This is a genomic window from Streptomyces sp. WM6372, assembly GCF_001279655.1.
In the GTDB taxonomy this organism is placed as follows: Bacteria; Actinomycetota; Actinomycetes; order Streptomycetales; family Streptomycetaceae; genus Streptomyces.
In genome coordinates, this window is the sequence record NZ_LGDB01000181.1 from 68,251 (window position 1) to 84,595 (window position 16,345).

14 protein-coding genes are annotated in these 16,345 nt (G+C 74.6%); 10 read left to right on the top strand and 4 right to left on the bottom strand.

Going from position 1 to position 16,345, the window contains the following annotated elements; genetic code table 11:
- The first annotated feature begins 51 nt into the window (after positions 1-51).
- The 4 genes from ADK52_RS17185 (at position 52) to ADK52_RS17200 (ending at position 5,033) form a co-directional block, all read left to right on the top strand.
- A complete protein-coding gene (locus tag ADK52_RS17185) occupies positions 52-1,353 on the top strand; it encodes a DUF692 domain-containing protein (protein WP_053690687.1) in 1,302 nt (433 codons plus the stop codon).
- On the top strand, positions 1,350-2,432 hold the full coding sequence (locus ADK52_RS17190) for a TIGR04222 domain-containing membrane protein (RefSeq protein WP_053690688.1): 1,083 nt from the start codon (positions 1,350-1,352) through the stop codon (positions 2,430-2,432). The genes ADK52_RS17185 and ADK52_RS17190 overlap by 4 nt, the downstream gene beginning before the upstream one ends.
- A gap of 32 nt (positions 2,433-2,464) precedes the next feature.
- Positions 2,465-3,226: a TIGR04222 domain-containing membrane protein gene (locus ADK52_RS17195; RefSeq protein WP_053690708.1), complete on the top strand. Its 762-nt coding sequence runs from the start codon at positions 2,465-2,467 to the stop codon at positions 3,224-3,226.
- Positions 3,227-3,326: 100 nt separating this feature from the next.
- Entirely contained in the window at positions 3,327-5,033 is a 1,707-nt protein-coding gene (locus tag ADK52_RS17200) for an alpha/beta fold hydrolase (RefSeq protein WP_053690709.1), read from the top strand.
- A gap of 131 nt (positions 5,034-5,164) precedes the next feature.
- On the opposite strand, the gene hemQ is transcribed toward ADK52_RS17200, so the two are convergent.
- Positions 5,165-5,878 carry a hydrogen peroxide-dependent heme synthase gene (gene hemQ, locus ADK52_RS17205; protein ID WP_030154553.1) on the bottom strand — a complete coding sequence of 238 codons (714 nt, stop codon included), beginning with the start codon at positions 5,876-5,878 and terminating at the stop codon, positions 5,165-5,167.
- A gap of 47 nt (positions 5,879-5,925) precedes the next feature.
- On the bottom strand, positions 5,926-7,374 hold the full coding sequence (gene hemG / locus ADK52_RS17210; protein ID WP_053690689.1) for a protoporphyrinogen oxidase: 1,449 nt from the start codon (positions 7,372-7,374) through the stop codon (positions 5,926-5,928).
- Positions 7,375-7,539: 165 nt separating this feature from the next.
- On the opposite strand from hemG, the gene ADK52_RS17215 reads away from it, so the two are divergent.
- Both ADK52_RS17215 and ADK52_RS17220 read left to right on the top strand, forming a co-directional pair.
- Positions 7,540-8,550, top strand: coding sequence for a DUF4349 domain-containing protein (locus ADK52_RS17215; RefSeq protein WP_053690690.1), 1,011 nt, complete (start codon positions 7,540-7,542; stop codon positions 8,548-8,550).
- A gap of 72 nt (positions 8,551-8,622) precedes the next feature.
- Positions 8,623-10,032, top strand: coding sequence for an FAD-dependent oxidoreductase (locus ADK52_RS17220; RefSeq protein ID WP_053690691.1), 1,410 nt, complete (start codon positions 8,623-8,625; stop codon positions 10,030-10,032).
- Here the strand turns inward: ADK52_RS17220 and ADK52_RS40135 are convergent.
- Both ADK52_RS40135 and hemE read right to left on the bottom strand, forming a co-directional pair.
- Positions 9,945-11,186, bottom strand: coding sequence for an NADAR family protein (locus ADK52_RS40135; protein WP_078988390.1), 1,242 nt, complete (start codon positions 11,184-11,186; stop codon positions 9,945-9,947). The genes ADK52_RS17220 and ADK52_RS40135 overlap by 88 nt on opposite strands.
- Positions 11,187-11,232: 46 nt before the next feature.
- The gene (gene hemE, locus ADK52_RS17230; RefSeq protein ID WP_053690693.1) at positions 11,233-12,297 is read right to left on the bottom strand and encodes a uroporphyrinogen decarboxylase; all 1,065 of its coding nucleotides are present in this window, start codon (positions 12,295-12,297) and stop codon (positions 11,233-11,235) included.
- 91 nt (positions 12,298-12,388) lie between these two features.
- On the opposite strand from hemE, the gene ADK52_RS17235 reads away from it, so the two are divergent.
- The 4 genes from ADK52_RS17235 to ADK52_RS17250 form a co-directional block, all read left to right on the top strand.
- Entirely contained in the window at positions 12,389-13,045 is a 657-nt protein-coding gene (locus ADK52_RS17235; protein ID WP_053690694.1) for a DUF3000 domain-containing protein, read from the top strand.
- Positions 13,046-13,394: 349 nt separating this feature from the next.
- Complete coding sequence (locus ADK52_RS17240; protein ID WP_007267191.1) at positions 13,395-14,057, top strand: helix-turn-helix transcriptional regulator; 663 nt, start codon at positions 13,395-13,397, stop codon at positions 14,055-14,057.
- A gap of 125 nt (positions 14,058-14,182) precedes the next feature.
- Positions 14,183-15,454 (top strand): HRDC domain-containing protein, encoded by a 1,272-nt coding sequence (locus tag ADK52_RS17245; protein ID WP_053690695.1) that lies wholly within the window; start codon positions 14,183-14,185, stop codon positions 15,452-15,454.
- A gap of 130 nt (positions 15,455-15,584) precedes the next feature.
- The coding region (locus ADK52_RS17250; RefSeq protein WP_053690696.1) for a ferritin-like domain-containing protein at positions 15,585-16,345 on the top strand (761 nt) is incomplete at its 3' end.

The following is a 16,345-nucleotide window of genomic DNA, read 5'->3' on the forward strand; positions in this document are numbered from 1 at the left end:
CCGTCGGGGCCATCACATCGGCACACGACCGATGAGAGGGGGCGAGGGGACATGAAGACCATGGCGCACCTGGGGGTGGGCATCGGATGGCGGCCGGAGATCGCTGACGCGGTGGAGCGGCTGCCGGGCCTGGACTGGGTCGAGGTGGTGGCCGAGAACATCTGCCCCGGCCACCTGCCCGCCCCGCTGCTGCGGCTGCGCGAGCGCGGGGTGCGCGTCGTACCGCACGGGGTCTCGCTGGGCCTCGGCGGCGCCGGCCGGCCCGACGCCGCGCAGCTGGCCGCCCTCGGGGAGCGGGCCCTCGCGCTGGGGGCGCCGCTCGTCACCGAGCACATCGCCTTCGTACGGACGGCCTCGCCGGCGCTGGAGGCGGGGCACCTGCTGCCGGTGCAGCGGACGCGGGACGCGCTGGACGTGCTGTGCGAGAACGTCCGGATCGCGCAGGACGCGCTGCCGGTGCCGCTGGCCCTGGAGAACATCGCCGCGCTGATCTCGTGGCCCGGGGAGGAGCTGACGGAGGCGCAGTTCCTGACGGAGCTGGTGGAGCGGACGGGGGTGCGGCTGCTGATCGACGTCGCCAACCTGCACACGAACCGGGTGAACCGGGGCGAGGACCCGTTCGCCGTGCTGGACGCGATCCCGCTGGAGGCACTGGCGTACGTGCACGTCGCCGGGGGCGTGGAACGGGACGGGGTGTGGCACGACACGCATGCGCATCCGGTGCCGCCGGTGGTGCTGGACATCCTCGCGGAGCTGCGCAAGCGGGTCTCCCCTCCCGGCGTGCTGCTGGAGCGCGACGACGAGTTCCCGGCCGAGGCGGAGCTGGCCGGGGAACTCGCCGCCATCCGGGAGGTGGTGGGCCCCGCGGAGCGGTCCCCCACCCGCCTCTCCTGCGTTGCCCGGCCCCTCCCCCCGGCGCCCCGCCCGCCCGCGGAGCCGGACCAGCGGGCCCGGACGGGCGTCGGGGTGGAGCAGGCCGCGCTGTTGTCGGCGCTCGTGGCGGGGACGCCCGTGCCCGAGGGGTTCGACCGGCAGCGCGTACGGGTGCAGTCGCGGGCACTGGCCGCCAAGCGGGCCGGGGTCGTGGCGAGGCTGGCGCCCGAGCTGCCCGGGATCCTGGGCGGTGAGGACCCGTACCGCGAGGCCTTCCTCGCGTACGCCCGCAACCGGCCCATGACCGCCGGGTACCGCAGGGACGCCCTCGACTTCGCCGAGCACCTGCTGATCCGGGACCTGCCCGCCGACCCCGCCGCCCGGCGCCGGCTCACCTCCTGGTGGCAGGACCGGGTCGGGGCACGGCCGCCGCGCCGGATCGTGCGCTGGGCCCGGACGCTCGTGGGGCGTGCGGCATGAACGTTCTCGCTGTCGCGATCTGGGTCGCCGTCATCGTCTCCACCCTCCTGCTGTTCCTCGGCGTACGGCACTCCCGGCCGCGGCCGGTTCGCCCGGCGCCGCGCCTGCACGACCTGTCCGAGGCCGCGTTCATGGCCGGCGGCCCCGGCGCGGTCGTGGACAGCGCGCTCGTCTCGCTCCTCGGCGACGGCCGGCTCGTGGCCGGCGGTCCGGGGATCGTGGCCCTGCGGACCGGGGCGCGGGCCGGCGACATCGCCGAGCGGGCCGTGTTCGAAGCCCTGCGGCAGGCGCCGTCCGGCTGGCTCTACCAGGTGCGCTACGCCGCCATGCTCGACCCCGCCGTCCAGGAGACGGGCGATGCGCTCGCCGCCCGGGGGCTGCTCGCCGTGCCCGGCTCCGGGCGGCGGTGGCGGCGCTGGGGGCTGGCCCAGGTCGTGGTGTGCGCGGTGTGGGTGGTGGTCTCGCTGCCGCTCACGTTCGTCGCGCTGGCGCTCCAGCCCGGCGCGCAGGTGCCGTTCGTCTTCAAGGTGCTCCCGGCGCTGCTGGGCGGGATCGTCATGGGATGCGTCCTCGCCGCCCGGGCCCGGCAGCGGCTCACCCCGGCGGGGCGGGCCGCGCTGCGCGAGATCCGCACGCACTACATGAACGACCAGACCCCGCACGTGCAGACGGCCCTGTACGGGCTGCGGGGGCTGCGGGACCCGTACCTGCGGGGGCAGTTGGTACCGGCCGTGCGCGGTACCCGGCTGGCGGCGGCCCAGGCACGCGGCGCGCGACGCGGTGCCCCGTCGTCCGCCTCGTCGTCCTCTTCCTCTTCCTCGTCCTCGGGTGTCTACTGCGGGTCTTCCGCGGAGGTCCTGCCCGTCGTATGGTGCGCGAGCAGTGACGGCGGCTCCTCCTCCGGCAGCTGCGGAAACAGCGGTTCCAGTTGCTCCGGGGGCGGTTCCGGCTGCTCCAGTGGTTCGAGTTGTTCCAGCGGCTCCAGTGGTTCCAGTTGCTCCAGTGGTTCCAGTTGCTCCAGCAGCAGTTCGAGTTGCAGCAGTTCGTCCGGTTCGAGCTGCGGCAGCAGCAGTTCCTGACCGGGCACTTCTACACCTCGTGGGAATCAGCCATGTTCTGGGTCCTGCTCCTCCTGACGGCCTGGGCAGGGGTGCTGGCGTCGTGCACCCTCCTGCTGAGGGCCGCCGCCGTGGCCACGGTGGCGGCGCCCGCACCGCCCGAGGGCAGTGCGGGCGCCGGCCGCAGCCCTGACGAACTGAACCTGTACGAGGCCGCCTACCTCGCCGGCGGCCCCCGGCGGGTCGCCGAACTCACGCTGCTCTCCATGCAGCGCGGGCGCCGGCTGCTGCTGGCCCACACCGGCTGGGCGACCGTCGTCGACCCGGTCGGGCGGGACCCGCACGAGCGGTCCGTGCTCGGCGCGTTCGGGCCGGACGGGCAGGCCCCGGTGGCCGTCGTACGGAGCGCCGCGGCCCGGGACGAGGCCGTACGGGCCCTCGCGGACCGGCTCGGCGCGGCGGGGCTCGCACTGCCGGCCGCCGCCCGCAGCGCTGTGGCCGGCGGGGTCCGGGCCGTGCGGCGGGCCGCCGCCCTGGTGGCCGCGCTGGCGGCGGCCGCGCTGTGTGTTCCGGCCGACGGGGCCACGGCGGCCGTGATCCTGTGCTGGTTCGCACTGCCGCTGCTGCTCACGCTGGGGTGCCTGGCCATCGCCCGCTTCGAGACGTACCCGTACTCCGCGTGGGCCTCCCCGGCCGGGCAGCGGCTGCTCGTCGCGCTGGACCGGGAGCGCGGCGAGGGGGACGCCCTCGCCGCGGTGGCGCTGCGCGGCGTCCGCGTCCTGACGGACCCCGCCCTCCGGGCGGCATTGGCCTAGGCAACGGGGGGATTGGGCCCGACACCGGGCAGCGGTCCTGTACAAGCACCCCACCAGGAGCATCTGATCACTTCATCCGAAGAGATGAAGGCGGCCCATGATGCGGACTCCGCTCGCCCGCTGCGCAGTCGCCGCGGCGGTCCTCTCCCTCACCCTGTGCATCCCGACCCCCCGCGCCCACGCCACCGCCCCCGGTCCGGACCTCACCGGCCGCGCCGCCCGCGCGGAAAGGGAAGCCGCCGCGAACGCGGGCGCGGAACTCGTCGCGACCCGCGCCGCCGCGGCGGCGCGGGGCACCGGTGGGCTCGCCTTCCGGGACTGTCCGGCCGTCGAGGAGCTGCCCCCGCCCGTGCGGTGCGCGACCCTGCGGGTTCCGCTCGATTACGCGCGGCCCGACGGGCCCCTGATCCCGCTCACCGTCAGCCGGGTCGCGGCGACCCGGCGCGGCGGGGCGGCGCGCCAGGGCGCCCTCGTCCACAACCCCGGCGGCCCCGGAGCCTCCGGGATGTTCTTCCCGCTCGTCTCCGGGCTCCCCGAGTGGGAGCGCATCGGCGCCGCCTACGACCTCGTCGGCTACGCCCCGCGCGGAGTCGGCCGCTCCGCCCCGCTGTCCTGCGAGGATCCCGCCGGCCGCGCGAAGGGCCCGACCCAGGTCCCGGCGGAGCCCTCCGCCGCGTACAAACGGCAGCGCGTCGCCGCCGCCCGGGCCTACGCCCGCGGCTGCGCGCAGCGGGCCGGCGCGGCCCTCCCGTACTACACGACCCTCGACAACGTCCGCGACCTGCACGTGCTGCGCGCCGCGCTCGGCGAGGAGAAGCTGACCTTCCTCGGCGCCTCGTACGGCACCTACCTGGGCGCCGTCTACGCCACCCTCCACCCCGGTCACGTCCGCCGGATGGTCCTCGACTCCGCGGTCGATCCCGACCCGCGCCGCATCTGGTACGTCAACAACCTCGACCAGGCCCCGGGGTTCGAGAAGCGCTGGTACGACTTCCGTGCCTGGGCCGCCCGGCACCACGCCACGTACCGGCTCGGCGCCACCCCGGAGGCGGTGCGGGCGAGCTACGAGCGCGTACGGGACGCGGTGGCGCGCACCCCGGCGGGCGGGGCGGTCGGGACCGGCGAGCTCCAGGCCGCCTTCCTCCAGGCGGCGTACTACGACGACGTCTGGCCGGAGCGGGCGGCCGCGCTCAGCGCCTTCCTGGCCGGCGATCCCGGCCCGCTGGCCGAACAGGCCGGCCCGGAGCCGGAGTCGGCGGCCGCGCGCGAGAACGCGCGGGCGGTGTACACGGCGGTGCTGTGCAACGACGCCGCCTGGCCCGCGGAGTGGGAGACCTGGGACCGCGACAACACGGAACTGGCCCGCCGGGCGCCCTTCGAGACCTGGGCCAACGCCTTCCTGAACCTGCCGTGCGCGTACTGGCCGGTCCACGGGCGGCAGCAGCCGGTGGCGGTGGGCGAGCGGCCGGTCCCGGCCGGCACGCGGCGGGCCGCGCTCCCCCGCACGCTGATCGTGGCGGCGGAGCGGGACGGGGCCACCCCGTACCCGGGCGCGCTGGAGCTGCAACGGCGGCTCGGCGCCGAGGCCGCGCTGGTCACGGAGGAGGGGGCCGGCGCCCACGGAGTGGTCGGCGGACGCAATGACTGCGTGGACCGTCACGTGGAGCGCTACTTGCTTACGGGTGACACCTCAGGGTGGCGTGTCACGTGTGCGCCGCATCCGGAGCCCGCACCGGTGTCGCTGGACGACCGGGCAGCACGAGGCCCCGGGAAGGTACCCAGGGCTCTGCTGCCGCCAGTCGTCTGAACTTCCGGGCGGGGTCTCCGGCTGCGTCGTTTCGGGGGTCAGGCCGTCATCCGGACCAGCCTCCCGATCCACCGGAGCACGCTCCCCAGTCAAGAGAGCAGTCTTCCGGTTCCTTCCCCCCAGGGGAGGTATCAGGCGAGCCCGGCCACCAGATCGGCGACGGACTTGCGGCGTCCGGTGTAGAAGGGGACTTCTTCACGGACGTGCATACGGGCCTCGGAGGCGCGCAGGTGACGCATGAGGTCGACGATGCGGTACAGCTCGTCGGCCTCGAAGGCCAGCATCCACTCGTAGTCGCCCAGCGAGAAGGACGCGACGGTGTTGGCCCGGACGTCAGGGTAGCCGCGGGCCATCTTGCCGTGGTCCGCGAGCATGCGGCGGCGGTCCTCGTCGGGCAGCAGGTACCAGTCGTACGAGCGCACGAAGGGGTAGACGCTGACGTAGTCGCGCGCGACCTCGTCGGCCAGGAAGGCCGGGATGTGCGACTTGTTGAACTCGGCCGGACGGTGCAGGGCCATGTTCGACCACACCGGCTCCAGCGCGCGGCCGAGCTTGGTGCGGCGGAACAGGTTGTACGCGGTCTGCAGCTCGTCCGAGGTCTCGGCGTGCCACCAGATCATGACGTCGGCGTCGGCGCGCAGGCCGGAGACGTCATAGGTGCCGCGGACGGTGATGTCCTTGGCGGCCAGCTGGTCGAACAGCTCCTGGACCTCGTCGGCGTAGCCGGTGCGGTCCTCGGGCAGGACGTCCTTCAGCTTGAAGACGGACCACAGGGTGTAGCGGATGACCTCGTTGAGGTCCTTCGCCTTCTTCCCCGCGTTGGGAATCTTCTCTGGTGCAGTCATGTGTCCATTGTCCCGTGTGCTGATCAGTGGTCTGTGCCAGGGGTGCCCTACGCGGCGAACGTGGCCTTCACCACGTCGGCGGCCCTGCCGGCGCTCGCGATGCACGCCGGGATGCCCACGCCGTCGTACAGCGCGCCGCACACGGCGAGGCCGGGCAGGGCCGCGACGGCGGTGCGGATCCGGTCCACGCGGGCGAGGTGGCCGACCGGGTACTGCGGCAGGCCGCCGTCCCAGCGGGTGACGGTGGAGGCGACCGGCCGGGCCGCGAGGCCCACGGCCTCGCCGAGGTCGCGCAGCGAGACGTCGACGAGCTCGGAGTCCTCGCGCCCCAGATCGCCCTCGTCGCCGTACCGGCCGACCGAGGTGCGCAGCAGGAAGAGCCCGGGATCGGCGCCGGCCCAGGCCCACTTGTTGCTGGAGAAGGTGGAGGCCTTGATGGTCCGCCCGTCGACGGGCGGTACGAGGAATCCGCTGGCGCCGCCCCCGGTGATCGCGGCGGGCAGCTCGGAGCGCCGGAAGGCCATCGTCACCAGGGCCATGGAGGCGTACTCGACGGTCCGCAGCTCGGCGGCCGCGGCCGGCGCGAGCCCGTCCAGCAGCCGGGCGGCGGGCCCGGCCGGGACGGCCAGGACCACGGCGTCGGCGTCGACCGTCTCCGCGTCGGTGACGACCTTCCAGCCTCCGGCCGTCCGCAGGAGCTCGCGCACCGGGGTACCGGTGCTGATCCGCGCCCCGGCCGCCCGGCAGGCCGCGGCCACGGCCTGCGGGAGCCGTCCGATGCCGCCGTCGATGCCGGCGAAGACGGGGCGCCCCGCCTGCTGGGGCTGCTGTGCGGCCGCCCGCTGCTGGAGTTCGCGTACGCCCTCGCCCAGCGAGGCGTGCGCACGGGCGGCCTCGAAGAGCTGCGGGACCGCGGCGCGCATGGAGATGCGGTAGGCGTTGCCGGCGTAGACCCCGCCGAGGAGGGGCTCCACCAGGCGGTCGACGACCTCGTGGCCGAGGCGGGCGGCCACGTACGCGCCGACGGCGACGTCCTCGCCGATCTCGGCGGGCGGCAGTTCGCGTTCGGCTTCGATGCGGGCCAGGCCCTCGGCGGAGAGCACCCCGGAGGCGGCGAGCGGGGCCAGGTCGCCGGGGACGCCCATGACGTGGCCGCGCGGCATGGGCCGCAGCGCCCCGCGGGTCCACAGGTGGGCGGTGGCCGTGGCGGGCGGCTGGAGGGCCTCGGCGAGACCCACGGCCCGGGCCAGCTCCAGGGCCTCGGGGCGGCGGGCGAGCACGGATTCGGCGCCGAGGTCGACGGGAGCGCCCGCGAGTTCGCCGGCGAGCAGCTTGCCGCCGAGGCGCGGCCCGGCCTCCAGGAGCGTGACGCGCAGGCCGTCGGCGAGCAGCCGGTGGGCCGCGGCGAGGCCGGCGATGCCGCCGCCGATGACGACGGCGTGGCGGGGCGGGACCCCGGCCGCCGTGTCGTCCGTACGCATGTCCGCTTCGTGCATGGATATATCGTCTCAGACCGTGCGGCGGACGATCACCGAGGCCGGACCGTGACCGCATCGGGACCGGCCCGGGACCGCCGGGGCGAAACCCGCGGCGGGACCCTGTACGTCACACCGGCGTACGCCACGGAGGCGACATCAGCCGATCCTCGGGGGGTTCCACCGATGCGCACCATCCGCAGCAGCAGAGGCACCGCTGTACGACACCGCGGCGCGGCCGTTCTGGCCGGCCTGTCCCTGGCCGGGGCGCTCGCCCTCACCGGGTGCGGCGCGGGCGGCCAGGACACGGCGGGCCCGGCCTCGGCCGACAAGGCCGCGGTCCGCGCCCCGGAGGGAGCGGCCCAGGGCAAGCCGGGGGCGGCGGCTCCCCCTGCGGCCGCCGGGAACGCCGGATCCGATGCGGCCAAGAACGGGCAGCAGCCGGCCGCCGTACGCCCGAACGTCATCCGTACCGCCACGCTCGCATTGGAGACGGCGGACGCGCAGAAGGCCCTGGCGGCGGCCCGTACGGCGGCGGAGGGTGCGGGCGGGTACGTCGGCAACGAGTCGACCAAACGCGGCGAGGACGGCCGGATGACCTCGACGCTGACCCTGCGCGTGCCCGGCGACCGCTTCGACGCCGTGCTCGGCGCCATGGAGGGCAGCGGCACACTGCGCAGCCGCAAGGTCGAGGCGCAGGACGTGACGGAGAAGGTCGCGGACGTCGACAGCCGGGTCAGATCGCAGCAGGCGAGCGTGGCCCGCGTGCGGGACATGATGGACAGGGCCACGGCGCTCGGTGACGTGGTGATGCTGGAGAGCGAGCTGAGCAAGCGCCAGTCGGACCTGGAGTCGCTGCTCGCGCAGCAGACGGCGCTGAAGGACCAGACCTCGATGGGCACGATCACGATGGAGGTCTCGGAACCGGCTCCGAAGGCGGCGGAGAAGAAGGACGAGAAGCCCTCCTTCACGGACGCCCTGCGCGGCGGTTGGGACGTCTTCACGACGATCGTGCGCTACCTGGCTCTGGCGGTCGCCGCGGTGGCGCCGTTCGCGGTGACGGCCGCGCTGGTGCTGCTGTGCCTGCGCGCGTACCGGCGGCTGCGCCCGGCGAAGCCGAAGACGGGTCTGACACCGGCGAGGATCCCGGCGGCGCGGCCGGCCGACTCGACGGAAACGACGGAGGCCTCCGACTGAACGCACGTTCCGCCCGTAGCGTGGTCCCCACGAGACTGCGGTACGCGCGGGGTACGGAGAACGGGGCGGACGATGGCGACGGAACGACTGGTGGTGGTCGGCGGGGACGCGGCGGGGATGTCCGCCGCGTCACAGGCCCGGCGGCTCAAGGGCCCGGCGGAGCTGGAGATCACGGCCTTCGAACGCGGGCACTTCACCTCGTACTCCGCGTGCGGGATCCCGTACTGGATCGGCGGCCAGGTCCCCGGCCGGGACGACCTGATCGCCCGTACGCCCGAGGAGCACCGCGCCCGGGACATCGACCTGCGCATGCGCACGGAGGTGGTGGAGCTCGACCTCGCCGGCGGCCGGGTCCGTACCCGCGATCTGGATTCCGGGTCCGAGGCCTGGACGGGCTACGACAAGCTCGTCCTGGCCACGGGCGCCCGGCCCGTCCGGCCCCGGCTGCCCGGGATCGGCGCGCACGGGGTGCACGGCGTCCAGACCCTGGACGACGGTCAGCGCCTGATGGCCTCTCTGGAACTCACCGAGGGACTGGAACGGACCGGGGGCACGGAGGGCCGCAGGGCGGTCGTCGTCGGCGCCGGCTACATCGGCGTGGAGATGGCGGAGGCGCTGGTCGCGCGCGGGTACGAGGTCACCGTCCTGCACCGCGGAGCGCAGCCGATGGCCACGCTGGACCCGGACATGGGCGCCCTGGTGCACGCCGCGATGAACCGGATGGGGATCCGGACGGTGTCCGGCGCGGAGGTCACGAAGATCCTCACGGACGACCAGGGCGCGGTCCGCGCGGTGACCACGGCGGCGGGGGACGAGTACCCGGCGGACGTGGTCGTGCTCGGCATCGGCGTGGAGCCCCGTACGGCGCTGGCCCGCGCGGCGGGGCTGCCGCTCGGCGAGTCGGGCGGCATCCTGACGGACCTGTCGATGCGGGTCCGGGGCCACGAGAACATCTGGTCGGGCGGCGACTGCGTGGAGGTCCTGGACCTGGTGGCGGGGCGCATGCGGCACATCCCGCTGGGCACGCACGCCAACAAGCACGGCCAGGTGATCGGTTCGGGCGTGGGCGGCGGCTACGCCACCTTCCCGGGGGTGGTCGGCACGGCGGTGAGCAAGGTCTGCGACCTGGAGATCGCCCGTACGGGCCTGCGCGAGCGCGACGCCCTGGCGGCGGGGCTGCGCTTCGTGACGGCGACGATCAACTCGACGACGACGGCGGGTTACTACCCGACGGCCGCGGACATGACGGTGAAGATGCTCGCGGAACTCCGCACGGGCCGGCTCCTGGGGGTCCAGATCGTCGGCGGAGCGGGCTCCGCGAAGCGGGTGGACATCGCGGCGGTGGCCCTGACGGCCGGTATGACGGTGGACCAGATCGTCTCCCTGGACCTGGGCTACGCCCCGCCCTTCTCCCCGGTCTGGGACCCCGTCCTGGTGGCCGCGCGCAAGGCCGTCTCGGCGGTCCGGGCGGCCACCGCCTGACCCCCGGCCGGGGCGGCCGGGTCCGGCCGGGCGGCCGCGGCGCGCAACTCTGCCCGGACCAGCTCCAGCAGGCGGCCCATCCAGTCGCGGCCGCCCCGGGGGTCCTCCGCACGCCAGAAGGGCGCCTCGGAGATGCCGGTGTAGCGGATGCCCGTCTCCCCCGTGGCGAGCAGGACCTCCGCGAGCCGGGGGTGCTGCTCGAACTTGGCCCGCACGAGCCCGGCCATGACCGCCAGCCGCAGGGCCGGCCAGTCCGCACGCCGCGCCGCACGTCCGCCCGTGTCCTGCGCCTCACGGGCCGTCGCGCAGGCGCGGATCCGGTCGTGGTCTGCGGGTTCTGCCGCGGAGAGGGCCCAGTACCCGTGGAGCACGGTGGGGTAGGTCGCGCCCCGGTACGCGACGGGGGATTCGTAGTCGTTGCGCAGGACGAAGTCCCCGAGTTCGGCGGGCCTGCCGTTGGGATGCACGACTTCGAGCAGGACGAGCGGAGGCTGCGGAGCGCCGGTCGGTTCGTCCGCGTACCGGACGGCCCGCGACTCCTCGGCCTGCGCGAGGGCCTCGTCCTGTGCGGCGAGGTGGTCGCGGGCGCTCTGGTGCATCTCCTCCGTCACCACCGGCCCGTCCCCGTCCACGGCCTGGCCGATGTCCGTCGTGAGGACGCGCAGAGGCCGGTCCTGGCGGTCCATGTCGCCCAGCACGCAGACGCGCAGGTGCGCGGGGACGGCGAGGTAGGCCTCCCGCAGCAGGAGCCGGTTGGCCTCGGTCGCCTCCCGCTGGTAGCCGCGTTCGGCTTCCCGGAGCCGGTCGGCGGCCGTGGGCCGGCCGGCCAGCCGGGCGATCTCGTCGGCCACCTCCGCGAGGAAGCTCCCGGCGGTCAGCGGCTCGGGGGCGCGCGACTCCCACGTCGAGGCGGGGGCGGACCGTTCGCGCGGGTCCGGCCGGGTGGCGGCGATCTTCCCCGAGGCCAGCCACCGCCCCAGCCCGGCCAGGTCGGTCTCCTCGTACCGGCCGATGGTGATCCGGCCGTCCGCGTAGACGAAGAGGTGCTCGGGGTGGTGCTCGCCGGCCGGCTCGTACGTGCGCCATACGAGGCGCCAGGCCCCGTCGATGTGTTCTCCGTCGGATATGCGAAACGTCGGCCCGTGCCATGTCATGCAGGGCACGGTACCGACGTTTCGATCTTGTCGGGGCTCTCCCGGATCAGCGGGCCGTCCGGGTGTGGACGTAGTCGACCAGGCGGGTCAGGGCGTCCGGGGGGGTGGTCGGGAGGACGCCGTGGCCCAGGTTGAAGACGTGGCCCTCCAGGCCGGAGGCCGCCGCGAGGACCTCGTCCGTCTTCGTCCGCACGGCCTCCTCGGTGGAGAAGAGCACCGCCGGGTCCAGGTTGCCCTGGAGCGCCTTGCCGGGGCCGACCCGGCGGGCGGCCTCGTCGAGCGCGACGCGGTAGTCGACGCCCACGACGTCCGCGCCGGCCTCGCCCATCAGGCCGAGCAGCTCGCCCGTGCCCACGCCGAAGTGGATGCGCGGAACCCCGTACGAGGCGACGGACTCCAGGACCTTCGCCGACGCCGGCATCACCGAGCGGCGGTAGTCCGCCGGGGCCAGCGCGCCGACCCAGGAGTCGAAGAGCTGCACCGCGGAGGCGCCGGCCTCGATCTGGACCTTCAGGAAGGCGGAGGTGATCTCCGCGAGGCGGTCCAGCAGGTCGGCCCAGAGCTCCGGGTCGCCGTACATCAGGGCCTTGGTGTGCTCGTGGTTCTTCGACGGGCCGCCCTCGACCAGGTAGCTCGCGAGGGTGAAAGGCGCACCCGCGAAACCGATCAACGGCGTGGACCCGAGTTCACCCGTGAGCATGCCGATCGCCTCGGTGACGTACGAGACGTCCTCCGGGGTGAGGTCGCGCAGCTGTGCGAGGTCCTCGCGGCGGCGGATCGGCTGGGCGACGACCGGGCCGATGCCCGGCTTGATGTCCAGGTCGACGCCGATGGCCTTGAGCGGGACCACGATGTCGGAGAAGAAGATCGCGGCGTCGACGTTGTGACGGCGGACCGGCTGGAGCGTGATCTCCGTGACCAGGTCGGGCCGCATGCACGACTCCAGCATCTGGGTCCCCTCGCGCACCTTGCGGTACTCGGGGAGCGAGCGCCCGGCCTGCCGCATGAACCACACCGGGGTGTGCGGCACCGGCTCCCGCCGGCACGCCTTCAGGAAGGCGGAATCGTACGTCTGACTCGGCTGGCCCGTGGGGCGGTCATTGGCGCTCACGCCGCAAATCTTCGCACGTATGAAGAAGTGCCCGGCCCGGTGCGGGTGTCCCTGCGCCGCACGGACGCTCGTTCCGCCTAGTCTTCCCCGCATGGCTGCGGCTCAGGGACGATTTTCAGATGGCGCTGACGGTGTGGACAGCGCGAAGGAGAGCTCCGTCCCGCTCCCGTTCCGACACGCGGTCGACGGCTTGAAGAGGGCGCGCCTGCGTCCGGGGATCGAGATCGACCCCACCAGACCGCCCCAGCGCCTGGCCCCGCACGCCTACGCCCTGGAGGCCGCGGTCGTCGACGGCGAGGACGATCTGGCCGACGGCCGGCTCATCCTGCTCCACGATCCGTCCGGGCACGACGCCTGGCACGGGACCTTCCGCCTGGTGACGCTCGTACGGGCCGAACTGGAGCCCGAGATGGCCGCCGACCCCCTCCTCCCCGAGGTGTGCTGGTCCTGGCTGACGGGGGCCCTGGAGGCGCGCGGCCTGGCGTACGGGGAGGCGAGCGGGACCGTGACCATGGCGAGCTCGCACTACTTCGGCGGGCTCTCGGAGCGGCGGCCGGCCACGCAGATCGAGATCAGGGCCTCGTGGACCCCGCGCGAGGGCGTCGGCGGGGTCCCGGACACCTCGGCGCACCTGTCGGCGTGGTGCGAGCTGCTCTGCCAGATCGCGGGGCTGCCGCCGGTCGGGCCGACGGACTCGGGGACGGGCGTGGTGTCCCTGCCACAGCGGCGCGGTCCCCACCACCCGTAGCCGCGCCCCCGTACGGCGGCACGCGGGCGGTCACCGTCCGCGGGGCCGGCCGGGGCGCCGGCACCGCCGGAGCCCCCGGCACCGCCGGGGGACGCCGAATGCACCGCGCCCCGTAGAACGGCCGATCGAGCATCGGCGGCCCGGTGTCGGAACCGGGCACCCGTTGTGGGCTTCTGATCACCCGATGATCGATCGTGCGTCCGAATTGCCCGAATTGTTACTCACCAAATCGTGATCATTCCCTAAAGCCGGGCGGGTGACGTGCCGAAGGAGTCAGTGACCATCCGCACGGTTCGCACCGGCTTCCTTCCCCGAGCCGGCCGTCCCGCCACTCCCCCAGGAGGCCTAGGTGTCCGTTCTTCTCGAGCAGCCCGCAAGCCTGGTCGCCTACCGCCCGAACAAGCCGACGGCCATGGTCGTCGTGGCCGACCCGCGCGTCCGTTCCACCGTGACCCGCCATCTGTGGGCCCTCGGAGTACGTGACGTGATCGAGGCGTCGTCCATCGCGGAGGCCCGCCCCCGCGTCGGCAGCCCGCGCGACATCTGCGTGGCCGACGTACACCTGCCCGACGGTTCCGGTCTCACCCTGCTCTCCGAGACGCGGGCCGCCGGCTGGCCGAACGGCCTGGCCCTGTCCGCCGCCGACGACATCGGCGCCGTGCGCAACGCCCTCGCGGGCGGCGTGAAGGGCTACGTCGTCACCGGCACGCGGACCAACATCGGGCTCCCCACCCGGCCCGGCGCCGCCCCCATCGGTGCCGCCGCCGCCCGCATGCACCGCCGCCCCCCGGGTGCCCCGAGCCACCCGGGCGGCTACCGCGAGCTCTCCGGCCGCGAGGTAGAGGTCCTGCGCCTCGTCGCGGAGGGCCAGTCCAACAAGGCCATCGGCGTCTCGATGGGCCTGTCCGCCCTGACCGTCAAGTCCCACCTCGCCCGCATCGCCCGCAAGCTGGGCACCGGCGACCGCGCCGGAATGGTCGCCGTCGCCCTGCGGACCGGGATCATCCACTGACACCCGCCCGGCGGACCCCGGGGAAACTCTCGGGAAAGCCGGGGAAACACCCGAACCCCTGCCCCGCGCCCGTCGACGGAACGTTCCGGCGACGGGTGCGCCGTATCCACGGATACCCTTGAGCGGTGACCGACGCCCAAGAGACCGCAGCAGACCTGCGCACCACCACCGGGGGCGGCCCCCCGGACGACGTCGAAAAGGCGCCGATTCCGTTGCTCGAGCCCCGCGAGGGGATCCCTCCGGTGGTCGCCGACGAGGACGCCCTCGCCCGGGTGGTCGCGGCCTTCGCCGCGGGCACCGGACCCGTGGCCGTCGATGCCGAGCGCGCCTCCGGATACCGCTACGGCCAGCGCGCCTATCTGGTGCAGCTGCGCCGCGAGGGCGCAGGATCCGCGCTGATCGACCCGGTCGGCTGCCCCGACCTGTCCGCACTGGGCGAGGCCCTGTCCGGTACCGAGTGGATCCTGCACGCCGCCACCCAGGACCTGCCGTGCCTGCGCGAAATAGGCATGGTGCCCACCTCCCTGTTCGACACCGAGCTGGCCGGCCGCCTCGCCGGCTTCCCCCGGGTCGGACTGGGCGCGATGGTCGAGAGCGTGCTCGGCTACGCGCTGGAGAAGGGCCACTCCGCCGTCGACTGGTCCACCCGCCCCCTCCCCGAGCCGTGGCTTCGCTACGCCGCGCTCGACGTGGAGCTGCTGGTGGACCTGCGGGACGCGCTGGAGAAGGAACTGGACCGGCAGGGCAAGCTGGAATGGGCCCGGCAGGAGTTCGACGCCATCGCCGCCGCCCCGCCCGCGCCGCCGCGCAAGGACCCGTGGCGCCGTACGTCCGGCATGCACAAGGTGCGCCGGCGCCGGCAGATGGCCGTCGTACGGGAGCTGTGGGAGTCCCGAGACCGGATCGCCCAGCGGCGTGACGTGTCACCCGGCAAGGTGCTGGGGGACGCCGCGATCGTCGAGGCCGCCCTCGCGCTGCCGGCGAACGTCCACGCGCTGTCGGCCCTGCCCGGGTACGGGCAGCGGATGGGCCGGCGCCAGCTGGAGCAGTGGATGGCCGCCGTGGACCGGGCGAAGGCCCTGCCCGAGAACGAGCTGCCGCAGCCGGGGTCGACCCCGGCCGGTCCGCCGCCGCCGCGTTCCTGGGCGGACAAGGACCCCGCGGCCGCGGCGCGGCTGGCGGCGGCGCGGACCGCCGTCTCGGCGCTCGCGGAGGGGCTGAACCTGCCCCAGGAGAACCTGATCACCCCGGACACCGTCCGCCGGCTGTGCTGGGAGCCGCCGCAGCGGCTGGAGCCGGAGGCGGTGGCGCAGGCCCTCGCGGGCTACGGAGCCCGCCCGTGGCAGATCGAACAGGTCACGCCCGCGCTGGTGCGGGCACTGGCGGCGACCGCCTGACGCGGCACCACATCACGCAGAGCCCCCGGCCGTTGGCCGGGGGCTCTGCGCGTCCCGGAGAGTGTCCCGGTTCCGCTACAGCCCCGCGACCCCGCTTTTGAACATGCTCAAACATGGCTAGCTTTTGAACATGATCAATAACGGGTACGAGGGATACGGGACGTGGGTACGCGACTTCGAGGCCGAGCGGGAGCGGCGCGCGGCGGCCGGGGATCCGCAGTGGGAGCGGGGAGCCGCCCTCGATCCGGCGCTCGTACGGAGCCTGCAGCGGTTCCAGGTGGGCGAGGACGGGGACGGCTCCGCCCTGATCGGCAAGGCGGACCGGGCCGGGGACGCGGAGTACGCACGGGCCGTACGGCTCTTCGTGGCGGAGGAGCAGAACCACGCGCGGATGCTGGCACTGCTCCTGGCGGCCGGCGGGGCCGGGACCCTTGCGGGGCACTGGAGCGACGCGGTGTTCGTACGGCTGCGGCGGCTGCTGGGGCTGCGGGTGGAGCTGCTGGTGCTGATGGTGGCGGAGGCGGTGGCCCTGCGGTACTACCGGGCGGTGCGGGACGGGGCCCCGGATCCGCTGGCCGCGGAGGTGGCGGGGCGGATCCTCGCGGACGAGGAACGCCACGTCCCCTTCCACTGCCGACGGCTGCGGGAGGCCCTGGCGCCCCTGCCGGCACCGGCCCGCCGGGCCGCCACACTGGCCTGGCAGGGGCTGCTCGCGGGGGCGGGCGCGGTGGTCGCGGTGGACCACGGCCCGGCGCTGCGCCACCTCGGCGTCGGGCGCCGCCGGTTCACCGCGGACGTGATCCGCTCGTCCGGCACCCTGGCCGGGGCGATGCGCGCCGCCCCGGCCCAGGCTCCCGCTCCCGCCCCCGCCCCCTCCCCCGCCCCCGCCGA

Bases quoted from the DNA above. Each gene is read 5' to 3' on its own strand.
- hemG (WP_053690689.1), bottom strand. From the start codon at position 7,374: ATGCACGAAGCGGACATGCGTACGGACGACACGGCGGCCGGGGTCCCG.
- ADK52_RS17220 (WP_053690691.1), top strand. From the start codon at position 8,623: ATGGCGACGGAACGACTGGTGGTGGTCGGCGGGGACGCGGCGGGGATG.
- ADK52_RS17215 (WP_053690690.1), top strand. From the start codon at position 7,540: ATGCGCACCATCCGCAGCAGCAGAGGCACCGCTGTACGACACCGCGGC.
- ADK52_RS17195 (WP_053690708.1), top strand. From the start codon at position 2,465: ATGTTCTGGGTCCTGCTCCTCCTGACGGCCTGGGCAGGGGTGCTGGCG.
- ADK52_RS17235 (WP_053690694.1), top strand. From the start codon at position 12,389: ATGGCTGCGGCTCAGGGACGATTTTCAGATGGCGCTGACGGTGTGGAC.
- hemQ (WP_030154553.1), bottom strand. From the start codon at position 5,878: ATGACTGCACCAGAGAAGATTCCCAACGCGGGGAAGAAGGCGAAGGAC.
- ADK52_RS17185 (WP_053690687.1), top strand. From the start codon at position 52: ATGAAGACCATGGCGCACCTGGGGGTGGGCATCGGATGGCGGCCGGAG.
- ADK52_RS17200 (WP_053690709.1), top strand. From the start codon at position 3,327: ATGCGGACTCCGCTCGCCCGCTGCGCAGTCGCCGCGGCGGTCCTCTCC.
- ADK52_RS40135 (WP_078988390.1), bottom strand. From the start codon at position 11,186: ATGACATGGCACGGGCCGACGTTTCGCATATCCGACGGAGAACACATC.
- ADK52_RS17190 (WP_053690688.1), top strand. From the start codon at position 1,350: ATGAACGTTCTCGCTGTCGCGATCTGGGTCGCCGTCATCGTCTCCACC.